Raw genomic sequence first — 26,893 nt, 5'->3', positions numbered from 1 at the left:
AATGTCGTTATCTTTTTACAGAATCTATGCATTCTAATATAATGTTTATTGCTCGATCGATTGTTTGCTTACCCAAAAAAGTTTTTAATAACGATAAATACAATGATGTTCTCATAAAAATTCATTAGAAGAAAATTAGGAATGAAAAATAAGAGGGTCTTCCTCTTATTTTTCATTCAAGTAACTATATTACTAAGCGCTAATACGCTCATGTGAATTGTTTTTGTTAATTGCGTGTAATGATTCATGCATTTTAAAAAGCACAATTAATAATTCACAATAAATGCGAGATACTATTGGACCTACAGACATAATAAATAACCCTACTAGTACCTGCAAACCACCTTGAAACATCATTGCAAATCCTGCCAGAATTGATAAACTTGCACATGCCCAGAAAATAAATTTAATAATTGCTGGTGTTATCATCTTGTCAAAATGTAAAAATTCTTTCACTATATATACCTCCTTTTTAATGTTTAGCAGGAATAAATTCCCATTATAGTATATTTATACTATATAGAGTTGGGGTGTAGAAGTGAAGATATTAAATATTCAAAATAATTTTGAAAAAAATAACAGATTACACCAAGTATGTCTCTAAAATCTAACTGTGGAAAAACGCTGTTATTGAGAGTTTCTTTTATCAAAACTCCATGAAAAAGAAAATTATTCTATATTACAACGAAAACCGAATCCATTATAAACTTGGATTCGGTTTCTCTAATAGTTACTACCTAAGTTACAAAAATTTATAAATAGTGTAGTGTTTTAAGTTTGTCTATTTTTGAAGGGATTGACCACAGGCACCACCAATCATCCCATCAATTTTTTTATTATTTTCAAGCCATATTTCGCATTTGGATAGCGGAAGGAGAAGTCGAACTTAGTCGTCTGCTTTAAGACGCTTTTGTAATGAGAAAAAGTTTTAAAACTGCTTTCTCCGTGATAACTTCCTAATCCACTTTCGCCTACTCCGCCAAAAGGAAGGTAAGGCGTTGCGACATGAAGTAGCGTATCATTGATACAGCCACCACCATACGAGATTTCTGTATTGATTTTCTTCTGCACCTTTTTTTCATTACTGAACAAGTAAAGTGCTAATGGTTTCGGTCGACTGTTTACAAATGCAACAACTTCTTCAAGATTTTCGTACTCTATCATAGGCATAATTGGACCGAAAATTTCCTCTTGCATGACTGGCACTTCTAAGCTTTTCGGAACAAGGATCGTCGGCTCAATTTTATGAAGCGCTTCGTCTACTTTTCCACCTACAATGATATCCCCATCAGATAAATAAGAGCTAACTCTATCAAAGTGGCGTTGATTGACGATTTTTCCGTACGTTTCATTTTTGATGGGCTCGTCCCCATAAAATTCTGTTATCGCTTGTTTGTATGCTTGAATGAAAGCATCTTTTACTTTTTTATGAACGAATAAGTAATCAGGGGCAATACATGTTTGTCCGGCATTTGTTACTTTTCCGAATGCAATACGCTTCGCTGCTAATGAAATATCTGCATCCTCATGGACAATACAAGGACTTTTCCCACCAAGCTCTAATGTCAGTGGCGTAAGATTTTTCGCTGCCGCTTCCATCACGATTTTCCCTACCGGTACGCTTCCTGTGAAAAAGATATAATCGAATCGCTGCTTCAGTAAATATTGATTTGTTTCAACGCCACCTTCTATTACATGAATATAGCCTGGATCAAAATGTTCATTAATGATTTTGCTTAATAAGGCTGCGACGGTTGGTGTCAATTCAGACGGCTTGAGGATTGCAGTATTCCCTGCCGCAATTGCGCCAAGTAAAGGTGAAAGTGCTAGTTGAAACGGATAGTTCCAAGGAGCAATAATTAAACTTACTCCGTATGGTTCGGGAATCTGAATGCCCTTTGTGCCAATGTGCGTTAGGGCTGTCTTTACTTTTTTCGGTTTGGCCCAGTTGTGGAGGTTTTTCAAAATGAACTTTATTTCCTCTTTTAATACGGCAATTTCGGTAATATACGCCTCGGCTTCTGATTTGTTCAAGTCTTTCATTAAAGCCTGAAGTATTGCTTGTTCATTGTCACTAATTAATGTGCGAAGTTTCCGCAATGCATCTTCCCTTGCTTGAAGTGGACGCGTCTTTCCTGTAGCAAAAAACGATTTTTGCTTTTGTAAAACCGCATCAATGTCTTTATTCGCTGTTTCCTTAATCGGCGAAGGCGTAGAATTTTTCTCTATAACTGTCGTCTTCATGTTGCACCCCTTTAGATTTTATAATCGCTTCATTGGACAAGCACCGGATAAAAATTACCTATCCCACTTTAACCGTCTATTTATGACACCTATGTTATAGTCTCTATATAAATTTCTTTTTCCCCACTGCATAAAATGCTCATAATCAGGATGGTCTTTATTAGCAATTACTTCTAAGTAATGCTCATAACCACCTTCACCACCGACATCTTCCGGAGGTGTTTCCCCTTTCAGTTCAAGACATTGCGGGTAGTTTTTATCGAAGTCTTCTATTTCTCGTTCTACTTCAAAATAATGCTCCCAATTATCACCAAAGTCATACACATATTTCCCTCTTGCAGGAAGATATTCCTCTAGTCTTACATCCTTATCAAGTTTTGCTGGCAGATCATCTTCATCCCGATAGCCGAAAGACTCTTCATCACAAAGTAAATTAATGACAGGGTGATGCCCATCTGGATGATACGGGTTTTTTGTCCACGTAAATTCCTTCTTATCCGCATTCATATATATATAAAATTCATGTAAATGATAGTCTTCCCAATCAAAAGCTATTTGCAACGCATTATGAAATTGCGCAAATGTCATGTTAGCTGGAACGACTAATCTACGCCATACTTCATGATTCTCTAAATGAAGGAAAACTTTCATCACGTAAGCTTTCACTTCAAATACTTTTTTCCCAGTATAGTCAGCTAAATCTTGAAACATTTCTTCATTAGGTCGTATAGCGTTTTTCATACCTTCCCCTACTAATTCGCCGCTTGCTTTCATACTAACAATTGGTTGAAAGATGGAAGATTGATCAATATCTCGCTCATAAAAATAAACATAGTCGCAGCCTTTATTCATTCGAGCTACTGACTTACGGTCTTTCGTTTTTGTATATGTAATTGTCGATGCATTCTCCAAAAAGTCATCAATGACAGATTGTTGGATGTTTTCTTCAGTAAAAGTATTGCGAATTGCCTGAACAACAAGCGTATTAAAGTTTTTAAAGTCCTTTGCTTTTAAGCCAAACAGGACGATTACATAGCGATTTTTATCATTTACTAAAACAACCGTCTTTCTACGCATGATCGTAATGATATTGGCATGCCAGGATGTGAGAGCTGTCTCCTCTTCACTTGCAACTTCTGGCTTTATTTTTAATTGGTCTAGTAGTTTCTTCGTACATTGAATTAGCAATTGTCATGCTCCTTATGGTAAATGTCTTTGTGAAAATTGATAACTATTACTTCTATTTTAACTCATTTCTTAAATAGAAATAAACTTTGGGATTTAAGATGTTTTTTTAGCACAAAAAAAAATCAAGCGAATTATCCCATACATTTAACAAGAATCTTGGTTGGGCAAACAAAAGCAGCTCATATTCTCTTGATTGAGAGCATGAGCTGGAAATTGTTTTTCGAGGTGACTGGCAACCAAAAAAACGGTAACCGAACACTATTCATTCATATACTGCAATAACATTGGATCTGGTAATTTATGACCATATTGATCAAAAACATGCATGTCTTTAATTCTAATAGAGTAAGACTCTCCATCAACTGTGAAGGTAAATACTTCACCATTATTTGTAGTTTCTTTGCCTACTTTTGTTAGTGTCGGCCAGTGCAAATCTCTCTCAAGATAAAGTTTCGCCTCTTCCCAATTCATTTCAACTGGGTAATGAGTTGCATTATATGAAAGCATGCTATCGATTAACCAGACACCATTTCGCTTTACAAACCTATAATTCGTTTTATATGCCTCATCCATAAAGAATAAATTAGGATCAACTCGATACGGAAAATCTATTCTAGTATAGATGATATAATTACTACCTTGTTCTCTTACTTTTAAATGTCCTACGCCTACATCAATACCTAATCTTCGATGATGGTATCGATTTTCAAAATCCACTTGATATCCTAGTAGAACATTAAACAAAGCTACTTCTTTCATATCATAATGGACTTTTTGATCTCTTAAATAGTTGTAATAACTTTCTGTAATATATTTTAGTGCTTCTTTTTTTACTATGTTATATTCATCTGCCGTTAACGGTCTGTCTGTGTTCCAACCATTTTTACTGCCTAGCCCGATCATTGCCGCATGGAAGTTAGCACGAAGTTTCATATAGTCACTTGCTGTCATCTTTTGCTTTGGTGGATCAGATGGTTCTGTCGTTTCCGTTTCATCTGATTCTTCTGTTTCCTCAGAAGTTTCTTCGATAATCTCTGTTATTTTCCCTGTTTGGCGATTCATCTCATAGTTACTTTCTTTTATTGTGAAAAAGAAAACTTTTTCGCCGCTCTCATTCTTTTCTTCCTTCATGTTTTCAGGCGTACCTTTTTTAACTACACTTTCATTCGTAATTTTACTAAGGTACTTTTTCGCTTCTTCCCACGTTAACTTTAAGTCGCCCTCTGTAACTTTGTACGTATCCACTTTCCAAGATGCGCCTTCACGAATTAAAGTAAAGGTGAAGTATTTCCCGCCTGTACCTAACTCTGTGTCAAAAATTAACGTGTACACTGTCGCGTTAAGCTCATCTTCCTTGATAAGTTCTGCTCTTATATCAGGTGATAGACCGTTTGGAATCGGACTTGTACCGTTCTTTACTTCTTCAGTGCCGACTAACTGGTGAATAACCGTTTTGTCCGCAAGCAGTTCCTTTTCGAAAAAGCTAACTGTAACAAAGTTTCTCGCAGTTTTTTCAATTAATAAATAGTCAGCACCTTTTAAGCTAGTTTCATAGTTCCAACCTTGTTCTGTTCCTAAAGCTTTAAGTGCTTCGCTTATTCCGTTATACTGCTTTACGGCTGTCTCTATTGTGACAGCGCCAGGTATATCGGTAATATTGACTGTAATTTCAGCACTTACTGTTTCACCATCGACAGTAGCTTTAATTGTAAGGATTGCATAATTTTCAGTAACTGTGTCCATAACAGTGATAAAAATACTAGTTTCTGTTTTCTCAATCCTTATGACGTTTTCGGATGAAATACTAATTTCAAAATCATCTACTCTATCATTATCTTCTAAAATGTTAAGCATTTCTTTATCACTATTGCTAAGATTAGTTACTGTTGCAAAAACTTCTGCAATTTCAGCACTTTCCCCCTGTTTTAAATGCAGTACATTCGGGTTAACTGTTAAGCTTTGCTCCACGCTATATGTATCAGTAATACCTTCGTCTGATGGTTCAGTGTTAGTCGGAGTATCCGTATTTGAATTAAAAAAACTATAGATAATAATACTAGAAATTAATAGCAATAAACTACTACTAGCGATAACTGCAATCTTCTTATTTTTTATGAACTTCATAAATACCTCCAGTTTAAATTATCTGCCCTCCTCATTTTACCTTGTTTTTCTAGTTTTTAATAGGCAGTAAAGGTGACAGGCACCAAAAAATACACACACCAAATTTTAATTACTTTTCCAAGAAGTGTATAATTAAGAAATAGAAAAGTAGATAAATAGAAAAGAAATGAGTGATCACGTTGTATTGTTCAAAGTGTGGTAATAAAGTTACAGAAGACGCCTTATTTTGTTCAGCTTGTGGTGAAAAAGTAATAAGAATAGCCGCTAAGAATGATGAATCGAATGCAAGAGAAGATGAAAAATTTGAAGAAATCAAAGCAAATAAAACAAGTGAAGAAGAAGTAATTGTAGAAAGTCAGAGTGAAGATTTATCTACAGAAGAACCGAATCAAGATGAAGTTCTTGCAGAAGCATATGTTGGTTCTAAATATCCTTACTATAAGGAAAAGTGGGTTAAGATGGATGAAACTGGCTCGGGTGGTGCCGGTAACATTGCTGCATTTTTCTTGGGAGTATTTTGGTTAGGCTACAGGAAAATGTACAGAGAGCTTTTATTTATCGCCTTAGCTTTTCTGTTAATTGACTTTCTATTAGTCTATGTCATTAATTATCAGTACTCAACTGAAAGTTTCATTGATCCAGTCGATAGCGTTATCGGTCTAGCAGCATCTATCTTAATGGCTATTTTCGGAAATAAATTGTATAAATCTCATGTTGATAGAAAGATAGAAAAGATAAAGAAGGAAGATTCAAACTTTGATGAAACTATTAAAATCGCGAAAAGAAAAGGCGGAAACAGGTGGCTTGGAGTCCTTATTGCTTTAGGCGTTTTTCTGGCTTATAGTTTTCTGACTTCCTACATAGCTCCAAGTAATTTGGACGCTATATATGCTGTGCAAGGGGGCGCATTTTACGATTACCCTGAGAAAACGGTTGAAGAAGCTTTTGATGATTTTTTCTTAGAGGGTGAATGGGAGTATATATCGCAGAATACTCCATATGATGTTGTCCTTTTTAGAGGTCTCGCTCCTTCTAAAGATGGTCTCGATGAGTTAGATGTAGAAGTTAAATTCATTTTAGATCCAGATAATAAATCGTTTGAATTAACAGAAGTTATCATTGAAGGTAAATCATATACATCAGATGAGGATATAAATGAGTTCTTAGAAATAGTGTATGAATAGTTTATGCCTTCTTGCATTAATTAATGGAGAAGCCGACTAATGAAGGGTTTTTTCAAAAAATTCTATATATTAACAATTTTATTAATGATATAATTTTCGTAGAAATATATTTTATTTTATTTAGGAGGTATTAAAATGGAGTGGTATTTGAAAGTATTAAAAAACTATGTAAACTTCAGTGGTAGAGCTAGAAGAAAGGAATACTGGATGTTCGTTCTTTTTAATATGATCGTAGCATTCGTCCTAGGTTTTATTGATGGAATTCTTTTCGAAGTTGGATTATTAGGAAACTTATATCTCTTAGCAGTATTATTGCCATCATTAGCAGTAAGTGTAAGAAGATTGCATGATACAGGAAGAAGTGGTTGGTGGTTACTTATTAGTTTAATTCCTCTAATCGGTGGTATTATTTTATTATTCTTCTTATGTGAAGATAGTAAAGACGCAAACCAATTTGGTCCTAATCCGAAAGCTGCTTAAATCTACAGTTAATTCTCAAGTTATAAGCCGCATCTTGCATGGAAATGCAAAGTGTGGCTTTTTTCATGGTGACAGGCACCACTTCCGGGAACTGAGCGCATGACCAATACAAAATTCTTAGTAATACATAAAAATATAAGGGCATATTAATATAGAAGAAATGGAACTAGTTCTTGAAGTGCTACATGGTGGAAAATTGCCTCATTTTAAGCCTTAGCATGTAATTCGACATTTGCCTGAAATAGCGTAGTATTTAGTCGAATTTCTGTCGAAGCGGCATGAAAAGTGTAGTATTTTGCCAGGTCGAAAATTTTAGTTTACATAATATATTTTTGAAAAACATAAAAAATCCGCACCATGTAATTAGGCTCTTGAAAGCCTTGGGGCAGTAAGGTAAAATATGGGTACAGTAGAAATGAATATGACTCGTCCAGAGTATTAACACATAGTTGGACGTGAATTCGTTAATATTGGAGTTTAAAGTAGAAATGAATATGACTCGTCCAGAGTATTAACACTAAGATACTTGCGTATCCTAATAAAACTGCCCATTGTAGAAATGAATATGACTCGTCCAGAGTATTAACACATTTTTTTCAATTCCATTAAAATCGCCACCTTATATTATTTGTAGAAATGAATATGACTCGTCCAGAGTATTAACACATCTTGTTTTTGGATGTCTATTTCTGAGATTGCTATTTCAAGTAGAAATGAATATGACTCGTCCAGAGTATTAACACACAAACGTCCCAGAGGTCTTGGAGTCCACTTTGCCGTAGAAATGAATATGACTCGTCCAGAGTATTAACACACCTTACGCTCTACAACGTCGATGATAATAGGGACAGAGACGTAGAAATGAATATGACTCGTCCAGAGTATTAACACACCATGCTTATCATTTAGATGCTTCAAAAAGTTAGCATGTAGAAATGAATATGACTCGTCCAGAGTATTAACACACCGTTCAAATATGTAGTAACGTCTTTAAATTCATTTTCGTAGAAATGAATATGACTCGTCCAGAGTATTAACACATTCAGACGCCGTATATAAAATCTCCGAACTAGATACGTAGAAATGAATATGACTCGTCCAGAGTATTAACACTTCCATTCTGTGTCCTTTTCAGTCACAAACAGAAGTACGTGTAGAAATGAATATGACTCGTCCAGAGTATTAACACATTTACTGCTGGGCAACAGTTTGAAGATGTTCTTTGTAGAAATGAATATGACTCGTCCAGAGTATTAACACGCTCCTGCTTCTTCATGCCCAATATCTTGAAGTTGATGTAGAAATGAACTTGACTCGTACAGAGTATTAACACGAAAACTTTTTTGGGCTAGTTGATACTTCTGCCATCATTTCGTAGAAATGAACTTGACTCGTACAGAGTATTAACACCACTTAATACCTTTCACTGCATGTGGTTTTGCCCACGTAGAAATGAACTTGACTCGTACAGAGTATAAACGCTTTGAATTTTCAGATTTACTCTCTTTTAGTTCTCAGCACACACCAAAAAATCCAGCTCACACTCTTATTTGCAAGAGTACGAGTTGGATTTTTTTCTCTTCATTTTCGTTTGGAGTAACTTTCAAAATTCCCGTTCAACAAAAATCGGGTAGTGACAGGCAATAAAAACTTTTTTCACCGTAGGCAGCTTTCCTACACCCCAAAAATAAACTGTTCATGTAAAAACTTAAAGGAGCTGATTTTATTGTCATTTAATATCTTTAATCCTACAGTACCGAATTATTCAGGAGGTATTAATAGCTATGACCGAAGCTTGCGGACATATATTGACCAATACGTGGAGGTGGTAATATGTGGGTGACTAATCATTTAATCCGTTTCAATAACAATGGAACACTTTTTATTAACGAACGTACATTGCAACACATTAATAAACAGTTTAATACTCAATTTGCTTCAAATTTAGGTATAGATGTTTGTAACTCTATCATTATGGATGCATTATTGGAAACTTTTGAGCACATTAGAAGAAATAATATCTCTATTACTCATCAACAAGTTGCTAGAATTTTTAAAGCCAATATAAATAAACGTTTAGATGTTGTTGAATTAAATAGTTAAAAATAATAGTTTTTTTAATTTCATAAGGTGTAGGTACTCCTGCACCTTTTCTTTTGCAAAATCACATAATAGGTGTCTTTTTCAAAAGATTCATAGGTTTTTCATAGTATATTCTTCCGTTTATGCATGGGTAAGTAAAGGTTTGAATATAGCTTATATATGTATGAAAAAATTCGAAATGTAAATGGGAGTGAATTGCTTGTTACCTGAAGAGAAGTTTAATGAATATGTAACTTATCTAATAGAAAAAGATGAGTTATATACTATCGTACTAAAAAATTTTATGTATTATAGTGCTGCAGAGTCTCATGCAACATTAGCTAGAATTTTGAGACGTCACTTCGATGATCAGCATCCCGAACGGAAAACGGACGCAATATCCTTGTTGGAATCATCGATTGACTTGCACCTTAATACAGAACAATACGACGATGACTATATTAACTATGATCATGTCATTTGGGCATACCAAGACTTAATTTCTTTGCATTGGGATGTATATAACGATGCTAAAAAATGTTTAGAACTTTCTTTAGATGCATTAAAAATATTAGATTTCGTTAGTGATGATCAGCTTAATTTTGGTGTACGGGGAGAGATTTGGTATAACAAGTGGTATTTCCTTTCACAAACAGGAAAGGAAGCAGAGGCAATTGTGGAGTGTAAGGCAAAATTAGAAGAAATAGAAGCCAAAGATTTACCTTATCGGCAAAACAGTATGCTTTACTATGGCAACCTTTTTCTAGCAGTCACATACAAAAGGCAGGAAGACTACCTACAAGGAATTAACTATCTCAAAAAAGTAGCAGTGCTCACCCCTATTTACGATGATTATCACAAATATAATCTCCCACGTTATAAAGAAATATTACTAAGTCAAGATGATGACCCAAAAGCTTGCTATGAGGAACTGTGGAGTTTTTTAGATAGGATAAACGTACACCCTACTTGGGATTTTGATCCGAAATTAATAGAAAACAGTGATGGTTCAAGAAAGTGATTCACTGAAAAGCTAAAGCCGTAATTCCGCCTGCTGAAATTACGGCTATTATTTTTAGATTATCTTTTCCTTAGAAATCACAGAAAAGCAATCTATATACTTACTGTATTTCTACATCCAGGAAACGAACTACAACCGAAAAACTTACCGCGCTTCCCTTGTCGCAAGACCATTTTCGCTCCACAATCGTCGCACATCAGTTCACGAATTGTCGTTTCATCACCTCGGCCATTAGCGTCTGAAACACCATTTTCCCCTATGTGGTTTGTCTCTATAATTAATCTTATTAGTTCATTGCGGCCAACTAGTTTTATGCCATTAGCTTTTGCTAGCTGTATTGCAGGTCTAGTATATGTACTATTTGTAACAACCCAGCCAATATCTGCACTATAGTGTGCTAGCGATCCAATTACTTCTTGCACAGCTTTAATACCAACTTGTTTGCTGTAGCGCTTTGCTTGTACACAAATTCGTTCGTCTTCTTTTTCTAACAGTAAATCCGCCCCGAAGTCTCCCTGGGAGCTTGTTATCCTAACTTTATAGCCCTTGCGCTTAAATAGATGAGATAAATACTGTTCAAATGCAATACCATCCATTCTGTCAATTTCATTAATCCCAGACTTCTTCAAATCTCTTTTTCTATTAAAACTAACCTTTATGTTGAATAGTTGAATACAAACATAAACAGATATCCAGTAAAGGAAAAAGATTTTGAAATTTGTATAAAACAAAATAAATAAACTAACTAAAAATGCTCCTAAGAAGATTACTAAAGCCCTTCTTCTAGATATATTTTTCGCTAAAGAATTAATGAAATGATCCCCTAATAAATCTACAACACTTGCATTTTTACTCATTTTATCCCCCTAAACTTTATTCTTCTTCATTTATACACATAGGAATAGCTCTTTGAAAATTTTATTCTCATCGATGAATAATCAATTCTTTCTGAGCCTCTTATTGCGTTTTCTTTACCATTTATTTCTTTTCTGTATATAACTCCTATATTACAACACATTTTTTAATAATGGTGTCGAATATTGTCTTGCTAAAAGGCAAGTGAAAGACACCTTATTATAGAAAAAATCCAGCCTTTTCCCCTTTGTCATAGAGAATGGACTGGATTTGACACTTTTCATGAAGTCATACATGGGACTATAACTAACCTTTTTTTCGTAAATAAAACCACATTGCTATATATGTTAAGAAGAGCAATAGTAAAAATATAGGTACAGAAAGAACATCATTAATTACCATGCGTGTATTAACACCTCTTTTTATTTTAGACTATCCAAAGGTACCGGGAAAAATAAGTAAAAAAGTATTGCTAATGGAATGGATATTAGTATAGCTCTTACTGGATTTTTATAATGAATATACAGCACAGTAAATAAAACTGAGTTTAATATAATATTTAGCCAGCCATTCCAGCCATTATCGTAAACATACATACCTTTATATGCAAAAAGAGTCTCGATTACAGAATAAAATATTACCCAAACTGCTATGTAAATCAATTGATTCATTGCTTTCTGTTGCGGAAAACGTTGCAAGTAAATAATTAGGCCAACTGGGCAAATAAAAAATGTAAATGCCATATTAATGATGGAATGATTTATCCAATCTGCTGTTACTCCTCTGAATGCCCATAACGTATGATTATAATATAAGAAATTATACGAAAGATTTATTACTATAAAATATAGAATCGTCGGATATTGTTTTTTCCATTGCGACCAGTCTACAAACTTATATGCAAACAAGATCCAGACAACTATTACTAATAACAAGTACAAATACCTCACACCTCCACTTTTTTACTACTTGCATCTTTAACATCAATTGGTCATTTTATTCCTTTTTTCAGAATTTTAAATACTTAAGAGGTAATGCACATTATTTTTTCCCTACAAATTTTGAGTGACAGGCAACTATACGAGAATCTTTATATGTAACTGAGCGCATAACCAAAACAAAACTTCTTAGTAATACATAAAAGTTTTAGGACATATTAATATAGAAGGAATGAAAATAGACCTTGAAATAATACATGGTAGAAAATTACCTCATTTTAAGAGTTAGCATGTATTTCGACATTTGGCAGAAATAGCGTAGTATTTGGTCGAATTTCTGTCGAAGGAGCGCGAAATGCGAAGAATTTTGGAAGGTGGAAAATTTTAGTTTACATAATATATTTTTAGAAAACGGAAAAAATCGGCACCATGTAATTTTGCTCTTGAAAGCCTTGGGGCAGTAAGGTAAAATATGGGTACAGTAGAAATGAACTTGACTCGTCCAGAGTATTAACACCGTTTTTAGTAGCGGCAAGAAAATCCATCTAAATAAAAGGTAGAAATGAACTTGACTCGTCCAGAGTATTAACACACTTTCGATGTCTTCGACATTTTCAAACTCTGAGAAGGTAGAAATGAACTTGACTCGTCCAGAGTATTAACACCCCATATAGGGGATGCTAACATCTACCTTTACGATGTAGAAATGAACTTGACTCGTCCAGAGTATTAACACATACTTTTTATCTCCAAACATTGCATGCAACGATTTATAGTCGTAGAAATGAACTTGACTCGTCCAGAGTATTAACACACAGAAGAAAAAGTCTTTTTTCCTTCGATCTCAATTTCTTGTAGAAATGAACTTGACTCGTCCAGAGTATTAGCACCATACTTCGGTGTCCAAAAGTCCCTAAAATAGTTAGATGTTAGTTTTAGACACAAAATAAACCCAGCTTAAACTCTTTTTTAAAAGAGTTTAAGCTGGGTTTTTGGTTCGTCATCATCTCTGGAAAGTGACAACCTCCCTTTTAGAGCAAAGACATCTGCTCTACTTCTTTCGCTTTGAATACAGCCTTTTCTAGTTTCTCATCTTTTTCTAGTGTTGCATCTTCTTTTATTTGCTGCTCCAGTTTAAGGTATTCACTAGTCCCAAAGACGTTTTGCCTTATTTTAATCATGTAAATGAGATTGAAACAGTTTAGAATTGAGTTTTGCTTCAAGTCAGTTAAACAAATTAGTTGGGTATTGTATTTGCTTGCAATATTAAATAATGGCTTTAATAAATGCTCTGATGAAATTGGTCCAAATGGGTTGTCCATGATTAACACTTTTGTATCGGTATTTCGATCATAATCATCTACGTACTTCATGCTAGTTCGAGTATATGACATGAGTGCGACAAGGACGGCAAAAAATGAGACGAAGCGCTCACCACCGGAATTTTCTTTCATTACTTGTTCCCACGTTTTGTACGTACTATTTTTCGCATTGATATCAATTTTATAGGCAGATACTTTCATTTTCCCTAAGTCAGATAAAACGTTTAATAGCTCTTTCGTCGACATATATTTGCTTATCTTTTTACGGATTTCTTCGATTTTTTTATCTTCTTTCATATCTTTTTTTATGATTTTAACAGAGTCTTCAATATACTCCTTCATCATTTTGATGTTTTCTTCGTCTGTTTCACGTAATGCTTCCATTTCAATTTTGAGCATTGGAATCGGTCTGTTCTTCCCATCGATTTTAATCGATGAGTTTTCAGCAATCTTTTGCACTTCATCATAAACTTGTTTTGCATGAAGGTAACTATGTTGAACCATATCTTTTTTGTTCTTTTCTACGTTCATTAACCTTTGCTCACATGCTCTGATCAAGTTCTGCAATGCTTCATTGCTCTGTAGCATTCGTTCGCCTAAATAGTAATATTGATCCTTATCACTTACTGCAGCTTCAACGAAATAGTCTAGACCTGTCATTACGTTTTGGATATGTTGGTTTTTCTGTTCATAAGAAGCCTTTAAATTACTATATTGTCGAGTAACATTTTTTTCATGATTTTCATTACTTTTTTTCATGTCAGAATGTTGCTTTACTAACGCTTCATAATCGGCATTCACATTTACTTTTATGTCATATTTCGCATTCACTTCATGATTAGATAGGTCAATTTTTCCTTCAAGCTTATTCGAAAGCTTTTCATATGCCTTACTTTGATCGCCTAACTTTTGAATTGCCTCGTTTGCTTTGGCAATTGACTCTTTTTCCGCTTTTCTTCTCACTCTGAAGTTTAATTTTATAAGTGATTTTTCCAACGGCGCACCCGCTAAATTCTTCACTTCCTTTTCCGCAGCTTCGAACTTTCCTTCTGCGTTTCTAAACTCCCCTTTTAGTTCATGGAAAAGGGAGTTATTTTGCTTTTCTTTCGCTTCTATTTCTTTAAAAACTTTTTGTAGCTCTTTTAACTTTTCGGCGTAAAAGGTGACATCTTTATATTGGCTGTCTTCCAGTTCATATGACAATAAAGTGTCCTGCTTCTCTTCAAGTTCCTGCTTGGCTTCTTTGAGATTTTTCTCATACCATTCTAAGTTATTACTTATTTCACTTTTAAGTTTTTGAAGTTTTTCTTCCATAATGTAAATTTCTTCTTCTAACAATACCGCTTCTTGGGCATTTTCATATAGCTTGTACTTCTGCGCTTTTTCTTTAATTCCTAGTTCAGTTTTATTTTTACTAATTCTCAATTCTTCTCTTCGATTAGAAAGAACTTCTTTTTCCTTTTCGAGTTCTTCCTTCTCTTTTTGTAACGATTTTAACCTTGAAACAGTATGTTCCAATGCATGTCTATTTTTTATATAGTTTTCATTCGCTTCTAAAAACTGCTCAAATTTTTCTTTGCGCTTTTTTTCAATACTTAAAAGTTGCTCAATCTCATTATCTCGTTTCTCCAACTCACTTTTTCGATTAGCGATCCGTTGTAGTTCTTCATCTAGTTTAGAGATTTCTTCTTTAATGCTTTTCATCTTTTGCTCTAAACTATCTTTTTCTTTTTCAAGCTTCCACAAATAATCTTTATCAAACGTAAATTGCTTGAGCAGTTGTTTTTCTTCTCTAGCTACTTCCAATTCATTTTTGAAATGTAACAGTTGCTCGGTTACTTGTGTTAACTCATGCGCTAGTTCTTCTAAATAATTATCTAAACTAGAGGAGTTAAACATACGATTGTCATATAAACTGAACAGCTGCAATTTATTTTGGACATTAACTGCATTTCCGTTTACTACTAGCATTTTGTTTACATCACTATAAGATATTACTGGCACTATATGTTGCGTTTTACAGTCTATCTCCATCTCATTTAAACGTTGTAATTCACCCTCATTCAATAGAAATGCATATGGTAGGATTGGGTTTTCTTGAAGAAGTCTTGCTTTGACACTTTCACTTTGTTTTCTTAAATAGTTCTCGCCCGTCTCGAAGTCAAAATCATGATTCATTAACCATTGTCGAAAATCATTAGAAACGTGGAGTGTTCCTTTCTCTAGTGCTTTCATTGTTTCTGTTATTGTATGACTATTGAATTCAAGGTCTCTTACGTTTTTTTCCATCTCACCTATTCGTTTTTTGATAAATGAAACGTTTTCTTCATGATTAAATCGGCGTGTAAAATCAAGTCCATACTTATCAAACAGCTGCCTAATCGCGTCTTCTATTTTATGATAGCTATAAATTTTTTCAGCAAGTTGAGTATCGTTAGCTACAAGGACTGCCTGTTCTTCTCTTAGACTAATTAGGTTTTCCTTTATTTGTCCACTTCGCTCATCGAGTTTTTGTCTTTCATCACTATTTTCCACTTGTTCTGCATGTAAGCTTTCTTTTTTTCTTTCCATCTTTTCCTGAAATGCATCGAAGTAAGCTTGCTCGATTTCCCCTAACAGATTTCTTTCATAAGACAATTCTAACTCGTCACATGTTTGTTGTTCCGTTCGTTCAAACTGTTTTATCTCACTTTGAAGCGATCCTTTTTCAGTCTGCAATTTACTATTTTCTTTATCGATGTCCTTCAAGCTTTTGTCCAGATTAGAAAGTTTCTTCACCAACTGTTCCAACTGGTCATTAACTTCTACTTGTTTCTGTTCTAACTTTCGACACTCGTTTTCATAACGGATTTTTAAAGAGTACTCTAAATTGCGAATTTCTTCATTTTGATTTCCAATATTTTTTAATTTGTTAATTTCTGTATTAATACCTGCAATTTTTGCAGTTAAGTTCTTTACTCTTTCATAATCTCTTGCCGCTTCCTGTAGCGTAGCTTCGTTCTCCTTTTGCGCCAACTCCGCTCTTACTTCTTGCAACTTATTTTCTTCAATATATAATTGTTCTTTTAATGTATGTACCTTGTCCAAGGCATCGTAGTAGTCTTTCGATCTTTCTTCTAGCTTAATTTTTTGTAATTCCACTTCACTTGCAGAAATATCTTCTTGATGTTTTTCGACTTGCTCATTCATTTGCTGGATGCTTTTCTTTAAGAAAAAGTACATGTTGGCAATACGACGCTCTACGTCTTTTTCTTCATCTAACGATTCCGTTAATTTATTGAGCTTGTCCATAAATTCCGAGGACTCTTTTAGAAATGTTTCATACATCTCTTTTTCATAAATGAACTGCTCATTTTTTATCATTTCTTCTACTAAGTTTTCTAGCATTTGTTCTAGCTTTTTCTGGTCACGATCTTCTTTGTTCACTACTTTTTCAATTGATTTTAATATCCAATCATTCATTAATTGCTGGGACGTTTTGCATTTTTCGAAGATTTCAATGACGCCGCCTTCAGATTCATTTATTTTTAGAACGATAGACTTCCATTCATCTTGAAAAATGTTAAAGCTTTCTAAGTGCTTTCGATATTCCACTCCGTCATCATCATTGAAAAGCGTTAATTGCGCAGTAGCATCTCGTTCTTTTAGCCGTTTTCTCGCTTCCTTAAACCCTTTGACGACAATATTTCCATCTGTCTTTTCGATTAAAGGAATGTTTTCAATGTCGAATGGATTGGCTTCACGGTAATTAGATGTAAACGTAAAATACTTCAAACTGTTATTCGCATCTTCTTGCTCGCGCACCTGGCTCTCTCTATTACTTAAAGCTACCCCTGTTAAGAAATAACCACCTTGGTCCTCAAGCTTCCATTCTATTAAAATATAAGATGGTGTTTTCTTACCTTTGAAAAAGTCTTCTAATCTTCTACTCATCAATCTCGTTTTCGGAATAATCGGCTGTAGAAGCAGCTGTACTAAAACACTTTTCCCTCCACCGTTTTTCAAGTTAAGCAGGGCGTTTTCCCCTTGAAAAAAGTCAAATGTTTCATCGACGATATTACGATTATGGTTGTTATATGAAAAGTTAATAATACGTATTCGATTAATTTGAGGCATGGACAGGCTCCTCCTTAAAAATACTATTAATCTCCTGAATGCGGCTATCATTTAAAAAGTAGTACGTCATTAAGTCATCTAGCTTTTTAGTTGTGCGAATTTCCTTTTTGTCTTCCAACAAACGAATAAGCTTTTCTTGTTCAAGTAGCGAACATATTCTGATTACTGTTCCGTATTTCGTTGATCGCTTATTTTCTTCATGGACGATTTTTTGATTCCACACTTCTGCAATTCGAATTAGATTGATGTTTAATTCCTCTTCCACTGCAATCATATCTTCTTCATCAGTAGATAAAATAGCCTCGAACTTTTGGTCTAAGTCATCGATTAACGTCATCACACGAATAAAGTCTCGTTGTTTTGGGTTTTGATTTTTCCCACCGTAAAATTGATGTAAAAGAAACATCGTTATGTAATAGGAAAGATAGACATCGCTATTAGTGGCTCCAGAACCAAACGAACTTCTAAAATCTTTATTACGAAAACCTAGTAAACTATTATCAAAGTTAGGCAAAAGATAAATTGAGTTATTTAACTTAATAATTTTGCAGTCCATTTCTTCTTCAAAATCACTTAATACTTCCTGCACTTCTGAATTTAAATACTCAATAAATAAATCGCTATGATCGTCCCTGTCTAGTTGGCCGTGCTCGACAAGGATTTTAAAGATTTGGATACCTGACTTTACACTACTCACCGCTTTTATCCACCTTTATTATGAAATTTGATACTGTGACCTTTTCTAACACTTGCAATTCTTCATTTATGGTTCTTTTCACATCAACTTCTACGACGGAATTATCTTTTTTAAACAGGGAAATCTTTTCGATATTATTCATGTACTCGTACGTTTGATGTAATTCGGAAAAACAATAATCTAAATTTAATTCTTCCGATAAGTTCATGACTACTTTATCGTTATTACTACGCCATACTTTCAGATCGATTTCTCCGATATCATATAACTTTAGTAACGTCGTAAATAACAGGCGATCTTCACAAAAGCGCTGAAATAGTTCATCATCACGTTGTAAGGAAGCGATAACCTCTTCGAGACTAGACTCATTAGTATCGTGTAGTCCATAGTTAAAAAGATAATGTAAAATTTCTACATATGTTTCATTTATTTGCGCGATGCGCTCTTGTTCTGTATCTTCTTGCAGCACTTCTTTTTCAATGACGTTCGTATTCTCTTGTTCTTCTAACTTAATCATTCCTTGCGGCTCGTACACACTTCGAATATTCATATTTTGATGGATGTTCGGTAAAAACAACGGGTTAACTAGCTTCCAAAAGTGTTCAACTTTATCGACATGCTGCTCCATCTGCTTAAGAATTAATTCTTCAAAATCAAACCTTTTTTCCATGCTATAGAGGAAAGAATCACCGATCGTTTCAATGTACACTTTTGATAAAGATTGACGTGTAATTATTAAGTCCTTTTGCTCACTTAATGTCGCTTTAATATTTTGATTGATCTGCTTTATTTCAAACTGGGCCTTTTTTAAACTTTCATCCAGCTTCATTTTATCTTCGTATTCCTGGCGTATTTTCTCTTCTGATTTTCGCGCCATATCCATAATGCCACTCAATAACTCATACTCTTCATGTAGTAAATCATAGGTGCTATTAATTAACCGCTCGTACTCATCAATATCGACATCATGGATATTTTCTTTAATTTTCATCATAAACAAATGTATTTCTTTTTTCTTTTGACGGACCATCTGTATAAGATTTTGGCTTTGATTATGCGCTTTTTTAAAGTTTTTCCGTTTAATCAATTCTTTTAACTTTAATTCTTCTATTGTAATTTGGATTTCTTGGTCAACTTCTTTTGTCCGAAATAAAAAGTCATATCCTTGGTCTGTAAGGGAATATGTTATTTTATATCCTCCATTAACCTCTTGCACGTGGTCAGCGACTAAGCGAATCGCTATATTTTTTCTTTTCTTCTGTTCATAATCTATCGTTTGAAAATGGTAAGCGACTCCTTCGTTTTGGAGGACATTTTTCAATATGTACTGTGTTAACTGATATAAATCCTCTTCTTGTAAGTGCATATCGTAATAAGGAGGGAGAATGTTACCGATAAACTTTTGGATATGGCTACTATCACAATCACTATCTTCCGCTAATGTTTTTTCCATAATAAATAATAAAACAGAGAATACAAGGTTAATAAAATCATTGTCATTAAATAAGCGCTCGATTTCCATGTTTCTTTTCTTCCGATTGACGATTGATTCAACAATACCGACAATCTCCATTCGCCTTTGAAAGCCTTCTAAAAAATTAAACATCTAGTCATTCAACCTTTCCATCATTTTTGCTTTAAATAATGGGTAATTTAATATTTCTTGCGGGATATAATAACCATTTTCTAAAATAGTTGTGATGTCTGCCTTGTCGGAGGCTGTAAATTCATTTAAAAATAGTGAAAGATCGATTTTCTTTTGGCCAGCTTTTGCCTTTGGTAAGTTGTATATATTTGCTTCCTTTAGCATCAACACATACAGCTCTGTACATAAGTGGATTGATAGTTCACAATTTTTTGTGACAAGCGTTTGATAAATATCAATTCCTTCGTAATCTAAATCACCGAAATAAAAGTAGTTATTTGCACTTCCAGTTAATAATTGATCATACTCGTTTAAGCGGTTGTTTCTACTAATGATCATTTTCCCTTCGCCGTATAGCAACACATGGTAATCCCTGAACAAATAGTTAATTCCTTCCTCACGCATAATTTTTCGTAACGTGAACCACGTGTCTTTATTTTCGATAATTAAAATATTCATCTCTTTTTCATTCGCAAAATTGTATTCAAAAAACGGTTCAGGCGTTTCATAGACATTTAAGATGGACATATCTAAATCATTAAATTGAAAGATCGTTTTAATGACTGATTTCTCTTTGATTAGCTTTTCGATTCCCCATATTTGAAAAGAACGTTCATTCATAGACATTGGTTGTTTTAGCAGGTCTTCCTGTTCCCAAAAGAACTGACTTAATAGTTCAATTTCTTTTTTGTACTTCACGTACATGGCAGGCTGTTTAGCGTACTTGGAATGATTAAAGTTTGGATGTAGTAATTTTATTTCATCTAATGCAGTTGAGTAGTCTTCTTTTGGTTTGTTAATGCGGTATTTATTATAAAGCGAGGGTCTTCTTCCATTTGTCCGGCTAGCATTTACAGGCTCTAGTAGATTTTCTGCGACATATTCATTAATGGTTGTAGCAAATTCATTATAATCAACATCGCCAGCCAGCTTCATCAATTGCTCTATCGTTATCGTTTTCGTTTTAAATGATAATAGTTTCTTCTTCATTTCTTAGCCACCTCTTGTTGATATGGAAACCTATTACTCTACTATCATTTTAACTTAACTATTGCAAATAATCACAGAAATTACCTAATTTTAGCATAATTTGTCTTACTATATGTATTTTTAATTTTCCTCTACCTAATATTCGAAAGAACTTGCGAATATTTGAATACCAATAGCATTCCTCTTACCTTAGAAGTAAAATGTTTAATCACTTATTCCCTCTGAAGCACTTATTAAAACATCAAATCAAGCAGAATAAAAAAATCCAGCCTATGCTCCTTTAAGAGCATGGACTGGAATAGACATTTCTAAAAAAGTGACAGAGCACATTTAGGGAAGTGACAAGCACTCATAACTAACGCTTCTCTCCACCCCCGCCCCATATTTCTCTTCCACCTGTATGTCCTGTGTTGCTATGAGATTCCTCATTTACAAGTTGGAGAACTCCAGGATCTTCGCTATGATGCCAAACATATCCTTCAGGCGTTGTATTTTGGGAAATGTCTACAATATCAGATGAGGATAGACCTAGTTCATTTGCCAAAGTAGGATTGCCTTGAATCGATTCATAAAGAACATCGTTTGCTACTGAAAAATGGAATCTATCACTTTTCTCATATACCTCTTCTGTAAGAACAACAGTAAACTTAGATTCAAATACAGGGAAGGTCCCTTCTATAACATCCCCATTTGATAGCTCAATCACTTTTGTTTGAAACGGTACACCTGTTTCTGAATGTTCCAACCCTTGCAAATGATCATTTCTAGTTTCAAGAATCTTGGCTTCCGCATGGTCTGTCCCATCTAATATGTCAATTATTCCAACAGCAAACGTTGTAACGGCAGCCACTTTCCCCAAATTTTTAAGACCTTCTACAATTTGTCCTCTGTCATTTGTCCGAAGGCCACGATAAACAACTTTTCCATTATGAAATGTATATTTAACACTTGTCCCAATTCCTCTTACAGTTCGTACAGTTGAATCTTTCATCTCACTCCAACCTTGCTGTTTGATGCTATCATCTTTTTTCCATGCACCATAACTTGTTCGTACTGCACCATCGGCAAATTGACCAACAGAATCCACCGCACTCTTTGAAGCGTTTATTACACTAGTGCCTACTTCATTGATATAATTACCGACCTTATCGTTTTTAGTAGAAACTACTTTACTAAATAGATTGACTCCACCCTCTGCCGCTCCTCCTACAACTGAGTTTGTAATTTTTCCTACTTTACGGAATATGAACATAATATCCCCCTTCTCTACTTCAGATTGTTATGTATATTATAACACCAATAGGAATAATTTACCTTTTATGTTAATTAAGTAATTATTTTTGAACGTAAACATTTTCTTTTAATCTATAGTAAGTGTGGTGTTCATAAAAAAATAGAACCCTTCAAATTTACGAGGGTCCTACTATATTAAAAAATGAGTGAAAATTTAAATTATTTTTTTAAAAAACTTTTTATTTGTATATGAGTTACTACATTAATGTGGACTAATTGTTGTTGGTACCTCATAACCTTAGAACTTATATTACTCTTTTATCAATTTGTTTCAACATCCAATTAAAAGATACATCATTTGAATTTAGACTGTTCTCGTTAAATAAAGAACTCCTTGCAAAAAATTGATAATTACTAAATTTATGTTCCAATCTATTCAAAAAGTTGGCTTCACCATTTTCCTTTAGAAACTTTTCGCACATCATATTACTTACTTTTCTTTCATTTAGTTTAAATAGTTTTCTCTTATTCTCATCCATATACTTTTGAACCGCATTTACTCCAATTTGCTCCGATAAATCATATGCATCTACTTTTGTGAAAATAAATGATACAGGCTGTGACACTTTCTCTTTTGCCTTTATTCCATAATGTTTCTCTAAGTATAAAACAAGAATGTCTAATGTATCTGACAAACAACTCTCACTAGCCCTGTATTTATCAAATCCTTTTTGAGTTTCATACCTCTCTCGGACCTTTGAAATTGAAAATGGATCAATAATAACAGTTAGTCCATGGAAATAATTAAATACTCGATATTGCGCCATTCTATTACTACTTTCATAGATTTCACCAGCAAAATCATATAAACAGACCATTCTTTCCACGTTTATTGAGCTTGACCCTTTTTTTACTAGCATATTATAGTCTAACGGCATAGCAGTTGCTGTTTTGGGAGGGAAAATTCCTTTTTTCATTCCTTTTGTTAATCTTAATAATTCATGTTGCCCATGCTGGCTAGCCATTTTAACTCGCAAATTATTCATTACCGATTCGTTTAAAAATTTATTTATCGTAGATATTACGTAGCTTGTCTTCCCCACGGAAGGTCCACCAATAACAGGAATACAAATTACCCTATTCTCTTTAAATTCTAATGGTACATGACACTGATTACAAATCGCCTTATTTCTTACCCTTTTTGAAAATAAGCTAACTGCAATTCGAGTGCCACAGTTACACTTTTTAAATAATATATGAGTAAAATGTGGGCTAATATCGGAATGGACTTTCCCACAATTTTTACATAAATATGAAGGTACTTTCATAGTATTAAGACAGGATGGACAAAATGTGAGTACCTTATTTACTGTAATATAAGACCATTCCATAAACTTAACACCATAGAGGTTTATAATAACAAAAGGTGCTATCGAAAGAAATAACATCATATGAAGAAATAAAAATATAAGCATTATTGGAAAAGAAAATAAAGCGTATGTTATAAGAATATATACAGGTGGATGTGGCAATCTATTTCTCATTTTTAATCTCTGCTTTTGATGAAAACTAACTAAAAAACCTTTTATTCTGTCCAATATTAGACTGGTAGTTTTACCAACTCTTCTTACTTGTAGTTTATTCGTTTTTAGATATATGTACGGAATGTGTAATATTGGAAAAAAACACCCTATTATGACATAGAATACGCATACTATAGAGTAGTATATACTATAAATAAATGCATACGCTAAGCCAAACAACGATCCTGTAGCTATTGTCCAAATCCAAGAAAAAGAAAAGTATGACCTTCTATAAAAATATTCTGCAGATGAAGTGAAGTCTTTATTATGAAAGTACTCTTTTTCATTTTCAATGTAGGTAAATATATCTTTTTTCGTAATTGTGTAAGCTAAATGAAAATTGGAAGTTATACCACTTTTCCAAATTTTTATTACTTTTACCGTTGCGTTAATGCCACCATTCAATGATCCAAATAATAAACCATATATTAGTCCTATACCTACATAGCTAAGAACAATTATTAGAGGAACAAGAACTATCCAGAAAACTAAGTAAACAATGAAATCCACTATTTTACACTCCTTTATTGAATTTTTTTTTGTTCCTCTTAGTCCGTTTGAACATAAACTTCAAGTTTCTAATTATAGGATTCATATTTTCGTAAGTATATTCGTCAAAAAATAACTTGAATTCATTACATGATTGATTTAATTCAGATTCAATTTCCTTAAATGTTCTGATAGTGGTTGTCTTCGCTTCAGCATTTATTAATTCTTTTATCGTATTAATTATTTCATCTTTATTTTCAATAACCTTATTATCATTTTCTAAAATTAGAAAATAGAAGTATATTACTTTCTTTTTCCATTTATTAAATTCCATTGAGCTCAGTGAATTTTTAGTAATACTCCAAGTTTTAGAAAGTTTGGTCCATAGGTGGTTTAAGCAAAAATAATGGATTTCGCTTAGCTCCTCTAAGTCTTCTTGTATCTGCGTAGATTCAAATATTAGTATTAAAGTAGTAATTCGAAACTTCTCTTTAATTTTTCCATCTGGTAAGTTAAATAAGAGATCTGAGATAGTAAATAATGACTGACCTTGGGTTTTCCAATTTTCAATAGCATTTAGGTATTCGATATGAATGTCTGAATCTAATTTATACTTTTTCTGAACATTTAATGTCATATGTATTAATTTATGAAACTTGAAGTCACTAAGATAAATAAACAACTCTCTCAGGCTAATATTTGATATTGTTTCATTAATTTTCTCTTCCAATATTTTGATTATGTTTTTGATTATGTCTATATTTTTTAAATTTGGCTTCTCACTTAACTTCTCAAGTACAAATAACCAATCCTCAACTATTAAACTTTCATCTTCTTCTAATATTTTACAAAAATATTCCATTTGCTCAATTAATATTATGCTAGTTTGTTTTTTATATGTCTGAAATAATTGTTTATATAATAATTGTAAAAAAAACTTAAGTTCTTCCTTATTCTTATCCCCTTCTATATACAAATCTTGTATGAAGACATCTTCTAATTGGCTGACGAAAATCGAATTCCAAAATAGTTCTTTGTTTTCTACTTCATTCTTTAAATAATTCATTAATAACTTCGTAACTTTACCCCTCATGAATACTTTGCTGTACATATATAATAAATAGTTTAATGTTGCTCTTTTGTCCTTATTAAATTTATTATATAATTCATCTAAACTAACTTCGGCAATATAGGAACCCATTAGTTCGATAGCATAACATTCAACACTATTTTCATTGTTCTTGCTTTGAATATAAGGTTTATTTGATTGAAATGCATTTATTAAAATATGACAATCAAGTAGTAACTCTCCTAGATATATTTGTTTATCATTTTGCAAACTAGAAAAACTACTAATATATTTACTAAGCCTTTCCTCGTTCATTAAATGTGAAATCCATTCATTTGACGGAAGACTAATAATAACTTTCTTCAAAAAATTAGAGTGCTCATTAAGTGAACTATCATTTTGCATAATCAACCTATCTAATTGATTAAATATAGCACCAATGCTTTTTTGGTACAGATGTTCTTGTAAGTCATACTTCGTAATACTTTCTAATAAAAATTCTAAAATTACTTTTAAATTATTTACTTCTATAATATCCTTTGTGATCTCTCCGATCAGTGCATTCAATAATTCTAATTTAACAATGTGATGACCGTTTTCTTTAGATATTCTTATTACTTCATCTAATTCATTTAAAGAAAGTTTAGTTTCTTTAAAATAAATAAAATCATATACTTTAGCTACTTTATTTATTGATGTTAATTTTACATCTTGAAATTTTGTGATGAAGGATAAACAGTTCTTTATCTGTTCGATATTATTTGTTTGTAGCAAAGCATTTAGTGTAATTAAATACTTTCTATTATTCGGTTCTATTTCATTTGACTCTCTTTCTAAATCTACATATAAAATTTCTGGATGATTTTGCAAAGCATATGATGAAAACCTTGCACCGCTTGCTAAAACTCCTGAAAGAAAATAACTCTCCTCAAGAGGTCGTTGCGTATATGATATAAAAGAAAATTCTCTTGATATTTGTTCAGGCAGGAGGAAATTAACTGTTGCTATATATTTTAAAGCGAGTTCATTTTCGCATGAAAACACAATTCTCTTGTTTTTCTCATTTGCTTTAAAAACTAAATTTAATAAATGTAATACTGCCTTTCTATGTTTAACTGCAAAAGCAATACTATTTTCTTCGTTAATAATTGATCCTTTTTCAATAGTATTTATTGAAGACAGTTGCTTAACCTCACCACTACTTAATTCAGATTCATCAAAAGATTGAATAAAGGAATTTGACCCATATACTCCCACTGGGTTAGCTATATATTTTTCATCGTTAAATACGTATACATGACAATAATAATTACCGAATCTGCCACTGTAATCTTTACCTAAAAATTTAGTATACATAATTGCCCATTTACCATTTGATAATTTATAATAGGAAAAAACTTTAGGGAATAACTCTTCTATTTCCTCTTTGTTGGGCTGGGATGTTAAATTACTGGGTGGAATGTAAAAACAATGCGTCTCTATCTCCTTGCGTTCCTCTTCAGTAATGCCTTTTGACATAGAGAAGACTTGAAACCCAGCTCTTCCGCTTACTCCATTTCGACAGGAAGTATATATTAATTGATCTATGGCCACTTGATCTCCCCTACTTTCTATGTATCTAAATCTCAATTAT

The 26,893-nt window shown here is 33.2% G+C and carries 17 protein-coding genes and 2 CRISPR repeat arrays; of the genes, 4 read left to right on the top strand and 13 right to left on the bottom strand.

The window, feature by feature from the left end; genetic code table 11:
- Positions 1-192: 192 nt before the first annotated feature.
- The 4 genes from CIB95_RS11800 to CIB95_RS11785 form a co-directional block, all read right to left on the bottom strand.
- Positions 193-456 (bottom strand): DUF4282 domain-containing protein, encoded by a 264-nt coding sequence (locus CIB95_RS11800; protein WP_094925426.1) that lies wholly within the window; start codon positions 454-456, stop codon positions 193-195.
- A gap of 360 nt (positions 457-816) precedes the next feature.
- Positions 817-2,244, bottom strand: a complete 1,428-nt coding sequence (locus CIB95_RS11795; RefSeq protein WP_094925424.1) for an aldehyde dehydrogenase — start codon at positions 2,242-2,244, stop codon at positions 817-819.
- Between the two features lie 54 nt (positions 2,245-2,298).
- Positions 2,299-3,432: a plasmid pRiA4b ORF-3 family protein gene (locus CIB95_RS11790; protein WP_094925422.1), complete on the bottom strand. Its 1,134-nt coding sequence runs from the start codon at positions 3,430-3,432 to the stop codon at positions 2,299-2,301.
- A gap of 258 nt (positions 3,433-3,690) precedes the next feature.
- The gene (locus CIB95_RS11785; protein WP_094925420.1) at positions 3,691-5,556 is read right to left on the bottom strand and encodes a hypothetical protein; all 1,866 of its coding nucleotides are present in this window, start codon (positions 5,554-5,556) and stop codon (positions 3,691-3,693) included.
- A gap of 179 nt (positions 5,557-5,735) precedes the next feature.
- Between CIB95_RS11785 and CIB95_RS11780 the strand changes: the two genes are divergently transcribed.
- The 4 genes from CIB95_RS11780 (at position 5,736) to CIB95_RS11765 (ending at position 10,323) form a co-directional block, all read left to right on the top strand.
- Positions 5,736-6,740: a DUF2628 domain-containing protein gene (locus CIB95_RS11780; RefSeq protein ID WP_158217615.1), complete on the top strand. Its 1,005-nt coding sequence runs from the start codon at positions 5,736-5,738 to the stop codon at positions 6,738-6,740.
- A 135-nt stretch (positions 6,741-6,875) separates the two neighbouring features.
- Complete coding sequence (locus CIB95_RS11775; protein ID WP_094925416.1) at positions 6,876-7,220, top strand: DUF805 domain-containing protein; 345 nt, start codon at positions 6,876-6,878, stop codon at positions 7,218-7,220.
- Between the two features lie 409 nt (positions 7,221-7,629).
- A CRISPR array of direct repeats spans positions 7,630-8,702; the repeat unit is 36 nt; unit sequence GTAGAAATGAATATGACTCGTCCAGAGTATTAACAC.
- Between the two features lie 351 nt (positions 8,703-9,053).
- A complete protein-coding gene (locus CIB95_RS11770) occupies positions 9,054-9,323 on the top strand; it encodes a hypothetical protein (protein ID WP_094925414.1) in 270 nt (89 codons plus the stop codon).
- Positions 9,324-9,522: 199 nt separating this feature from the next.
- The gene (locus CIB95_RS11765) at positions 9,523-10,323 is read left to right on the top strand and encodes a hypothetical protein (protein WP_094925412.1); all 801 of its coding nucleotides are present in this window, start codon (positions 9,523-9,525) and stop codon (positions 10,321-10,323) included.
- A 92-nt stretch (positions 10,324-10,415) separates the two neighbouring features.
- On the opposite strand, the gene CIB95_RS11760 is transcribed toward CIB95_RS11765, so the two are convergent.
- From CIB95_RS11760 to CIB95_RS11720, 9 genes are all read right to left on the bottom strand, one after another.
- Entirely contained in the window at positions 10,416-11,180 is a 765-nt protein-coding gene (locus tag CIB95_RS11760) for a restriction endonuclease (RefSeq protein WP_094925411.1), read from the bottom strand.
- A 420-nt stretch (positions 11,181-11,600) separates the two neighbouring features.
- On the bottom strand, positions 11,601-12,119 hold the full coding sequence (locus CIB95_RS11755; RefSeq protein WP_094925409.1) for a CBO0543 family protein: 519 nt from the start codon (positions 12,117-12,119) through the stop codon (positions 11,601-11,603).
- Positions 12,120-12,597: 478 nt separating this feature from the next.
- A CRISPR array of direct repeats spans positions 12,598-13,006; the repeat unit is 36 nt; unit sequence GTAGAAATGAACTTGACTCGTCCAGAGTATTAACAC.
- Between the two features lie 141 nt (positions 13,007-13,147).
- Positions 13,148-17,554 carry a coiled-coil domain-containing protein gene (locus CIB95_RS11750; RefSeq protein WP_094925408.1) on the bottom strand — a complete coding sequence of 1,469 codons (4,407 nt, stop codon included), beginning with the start codon at positions 17,552-17,554 and terminating at the stop codon, positions 13,148-13,150.
- Positions 17,541-18,251, bottom strand: coding sequence for a DUF6063 family protein (locus tag CIB95_RS11745; protein ID WP_094925406.1), 711 nt, complete (start codon positions 18,249-18,251; stop codon positions 17,541-17,543). The genes CIB95_RS11750 and CIB95_RS11745 overlap by 14 nt, the downstream gene beginning before the upstream one ends.
- Entirely contained in the window at positions 18,244-19,857 is a 1,614-nt protein-coding gene (locus CIB95_RS11740; RefSeq protein ID WP_094925404.1) for a hypothetical protein, read from the bottom strand. Before CIB95_RS11740 ends, CIB95_RS11745 begins: the two co-directional genes overlap by 8 nt.
- Positions 19,858-20,886 (bottom strand): hypothetical protein, encoded by a 1,029-nt coding sequence (locus CIB95_RS11735; RefSeq protein ID WP_094925403.1) that lies wholly within the window; start codon positions 20,884-20,886, stop codon positions 19,858-19,860.
- A 355-nt stretch (positions 20,887-21,241) separates the two neighbouring features.
- Complete coding sequence (locus CIB95_RS11730) at positions 21,242-22,138, bottom strand: HNH endonuclease (protein WP_094925401.1); 897 nt, start codon at positions 22,136-22,138, stop codon at positions 21,242-21,244.
- Between the two features lie 286 nt (positions 22,139-22,424).
- Positions 22,425-23,447, bottom strand: coding sequence for a TRAFAC clade GTPase domain-containing protein (locus CIB95_RS16080; RefSeq protein ID WP_408607225.1), 1,023 nt, complete (start codon positions 23,445-23,447; stop codon positions 22,425-22,427).
- A gap of 769 nt (positions 23,448-24,216) precedes the next feature.
- Positions 24,217-26,853 carry a GAP1-N2 domain-containing protein gene (locus CIB95_RS11720; RefSeq protein ID WP_094925398.1) on the bottom strand — a complete coding sequence of 879 codons (2,637 nt, stop codon included), beginning with the start codon at positions 26,851-26,853 and terminating at the stop codon, positions 24,217-24,219.
- Between the last annotated feature and the right edge of the window lie 40 nt (positions 26,854-26,893).

It is taken from the genome of Lottiidibacillus patelloidae (genome assembly GCF_002262935.1).
GTDB classification, from domain to species: domain Bacteria; phylum Bacillota; class Bacilli; order Bacillales; family SA5d-4; genus Lottiidibacillus; species Lottiidibacillus patelloidae.
The sequence above is the reverse complement of the archived record's forward strand: the minus strand, read 5'-3'. Positions and strand labels throughout refer to the sequence as shown.

Coding starts and splice junctions, on each gene's coding strand:
- CIB95_RS11730 (WP_094925401.1), bottom strand. CDS start 22,138: ATGTTCATATTCCGTAAAGTAGGAAAAATTACAAACTCAGTTGTAGGA.
- CIB95_RS11740 (WP_094925404.1), bottom strand. CDS start 19,857: ATGTTTAATTTTTTAGAAGGCTTTCAAAGGCGAATGGAGATTGTCGGT.
- CIB95_RS11775 (WP_094925416.1), top strand. CDS start 6,876: ATGGAGTGGTATTTGAAAGTATTAAAAAACTATGTAAACTTCAGTGGT.
- CIB95_RS11795 (WP_094925424.1), bottom strand. CDS start 2,244: ATGAAGACGACAGTTATAGAGAAAAATTCTACGCCTTCGCCGATTAAG.
- CIB95_RS11760 (WP_094925411.1), bottom strand. CDS start 11,180: ATGAGTAAAAATGCAAGTGTTGTAGATTTATTAGGGGATCATTTCATT.
- CIB95_RS16080 (WP_408607225.1), bottom strand. CDS start 23,447: ATGAAAGTACCTTCATATTTATGTAAAAATTGTGGGAAAGTCCATTCC.
- CIB95_RS11735 (WP_094925403.1), bottom strand. CDS start 20,886: ATGAAGAAGAAACTATTATCATTTAAAACGAAAACGATAACGATAGAG.
- CIB95_RS11785 (WP_094925420.1), bottom strand. CDS start 5,556: ATGAAGTTCATAAAAAATAAGAAGATTGCAGTTATCGCTAGTAGTAGT.
- CIB95_RS11750 (WP_094925408.1), bottom strand. CDS start 17,554: ATGCCTCAAATTAATCGAATACGTATTATTAACTTTTCATATAACAAC.
- CIB95_RS11770 (WP_094925414.1), top strand. CDS start 9,054: ATGTGGGTGACTAATCATTTAATCCGTTTCAATAACAATGGAACACTT.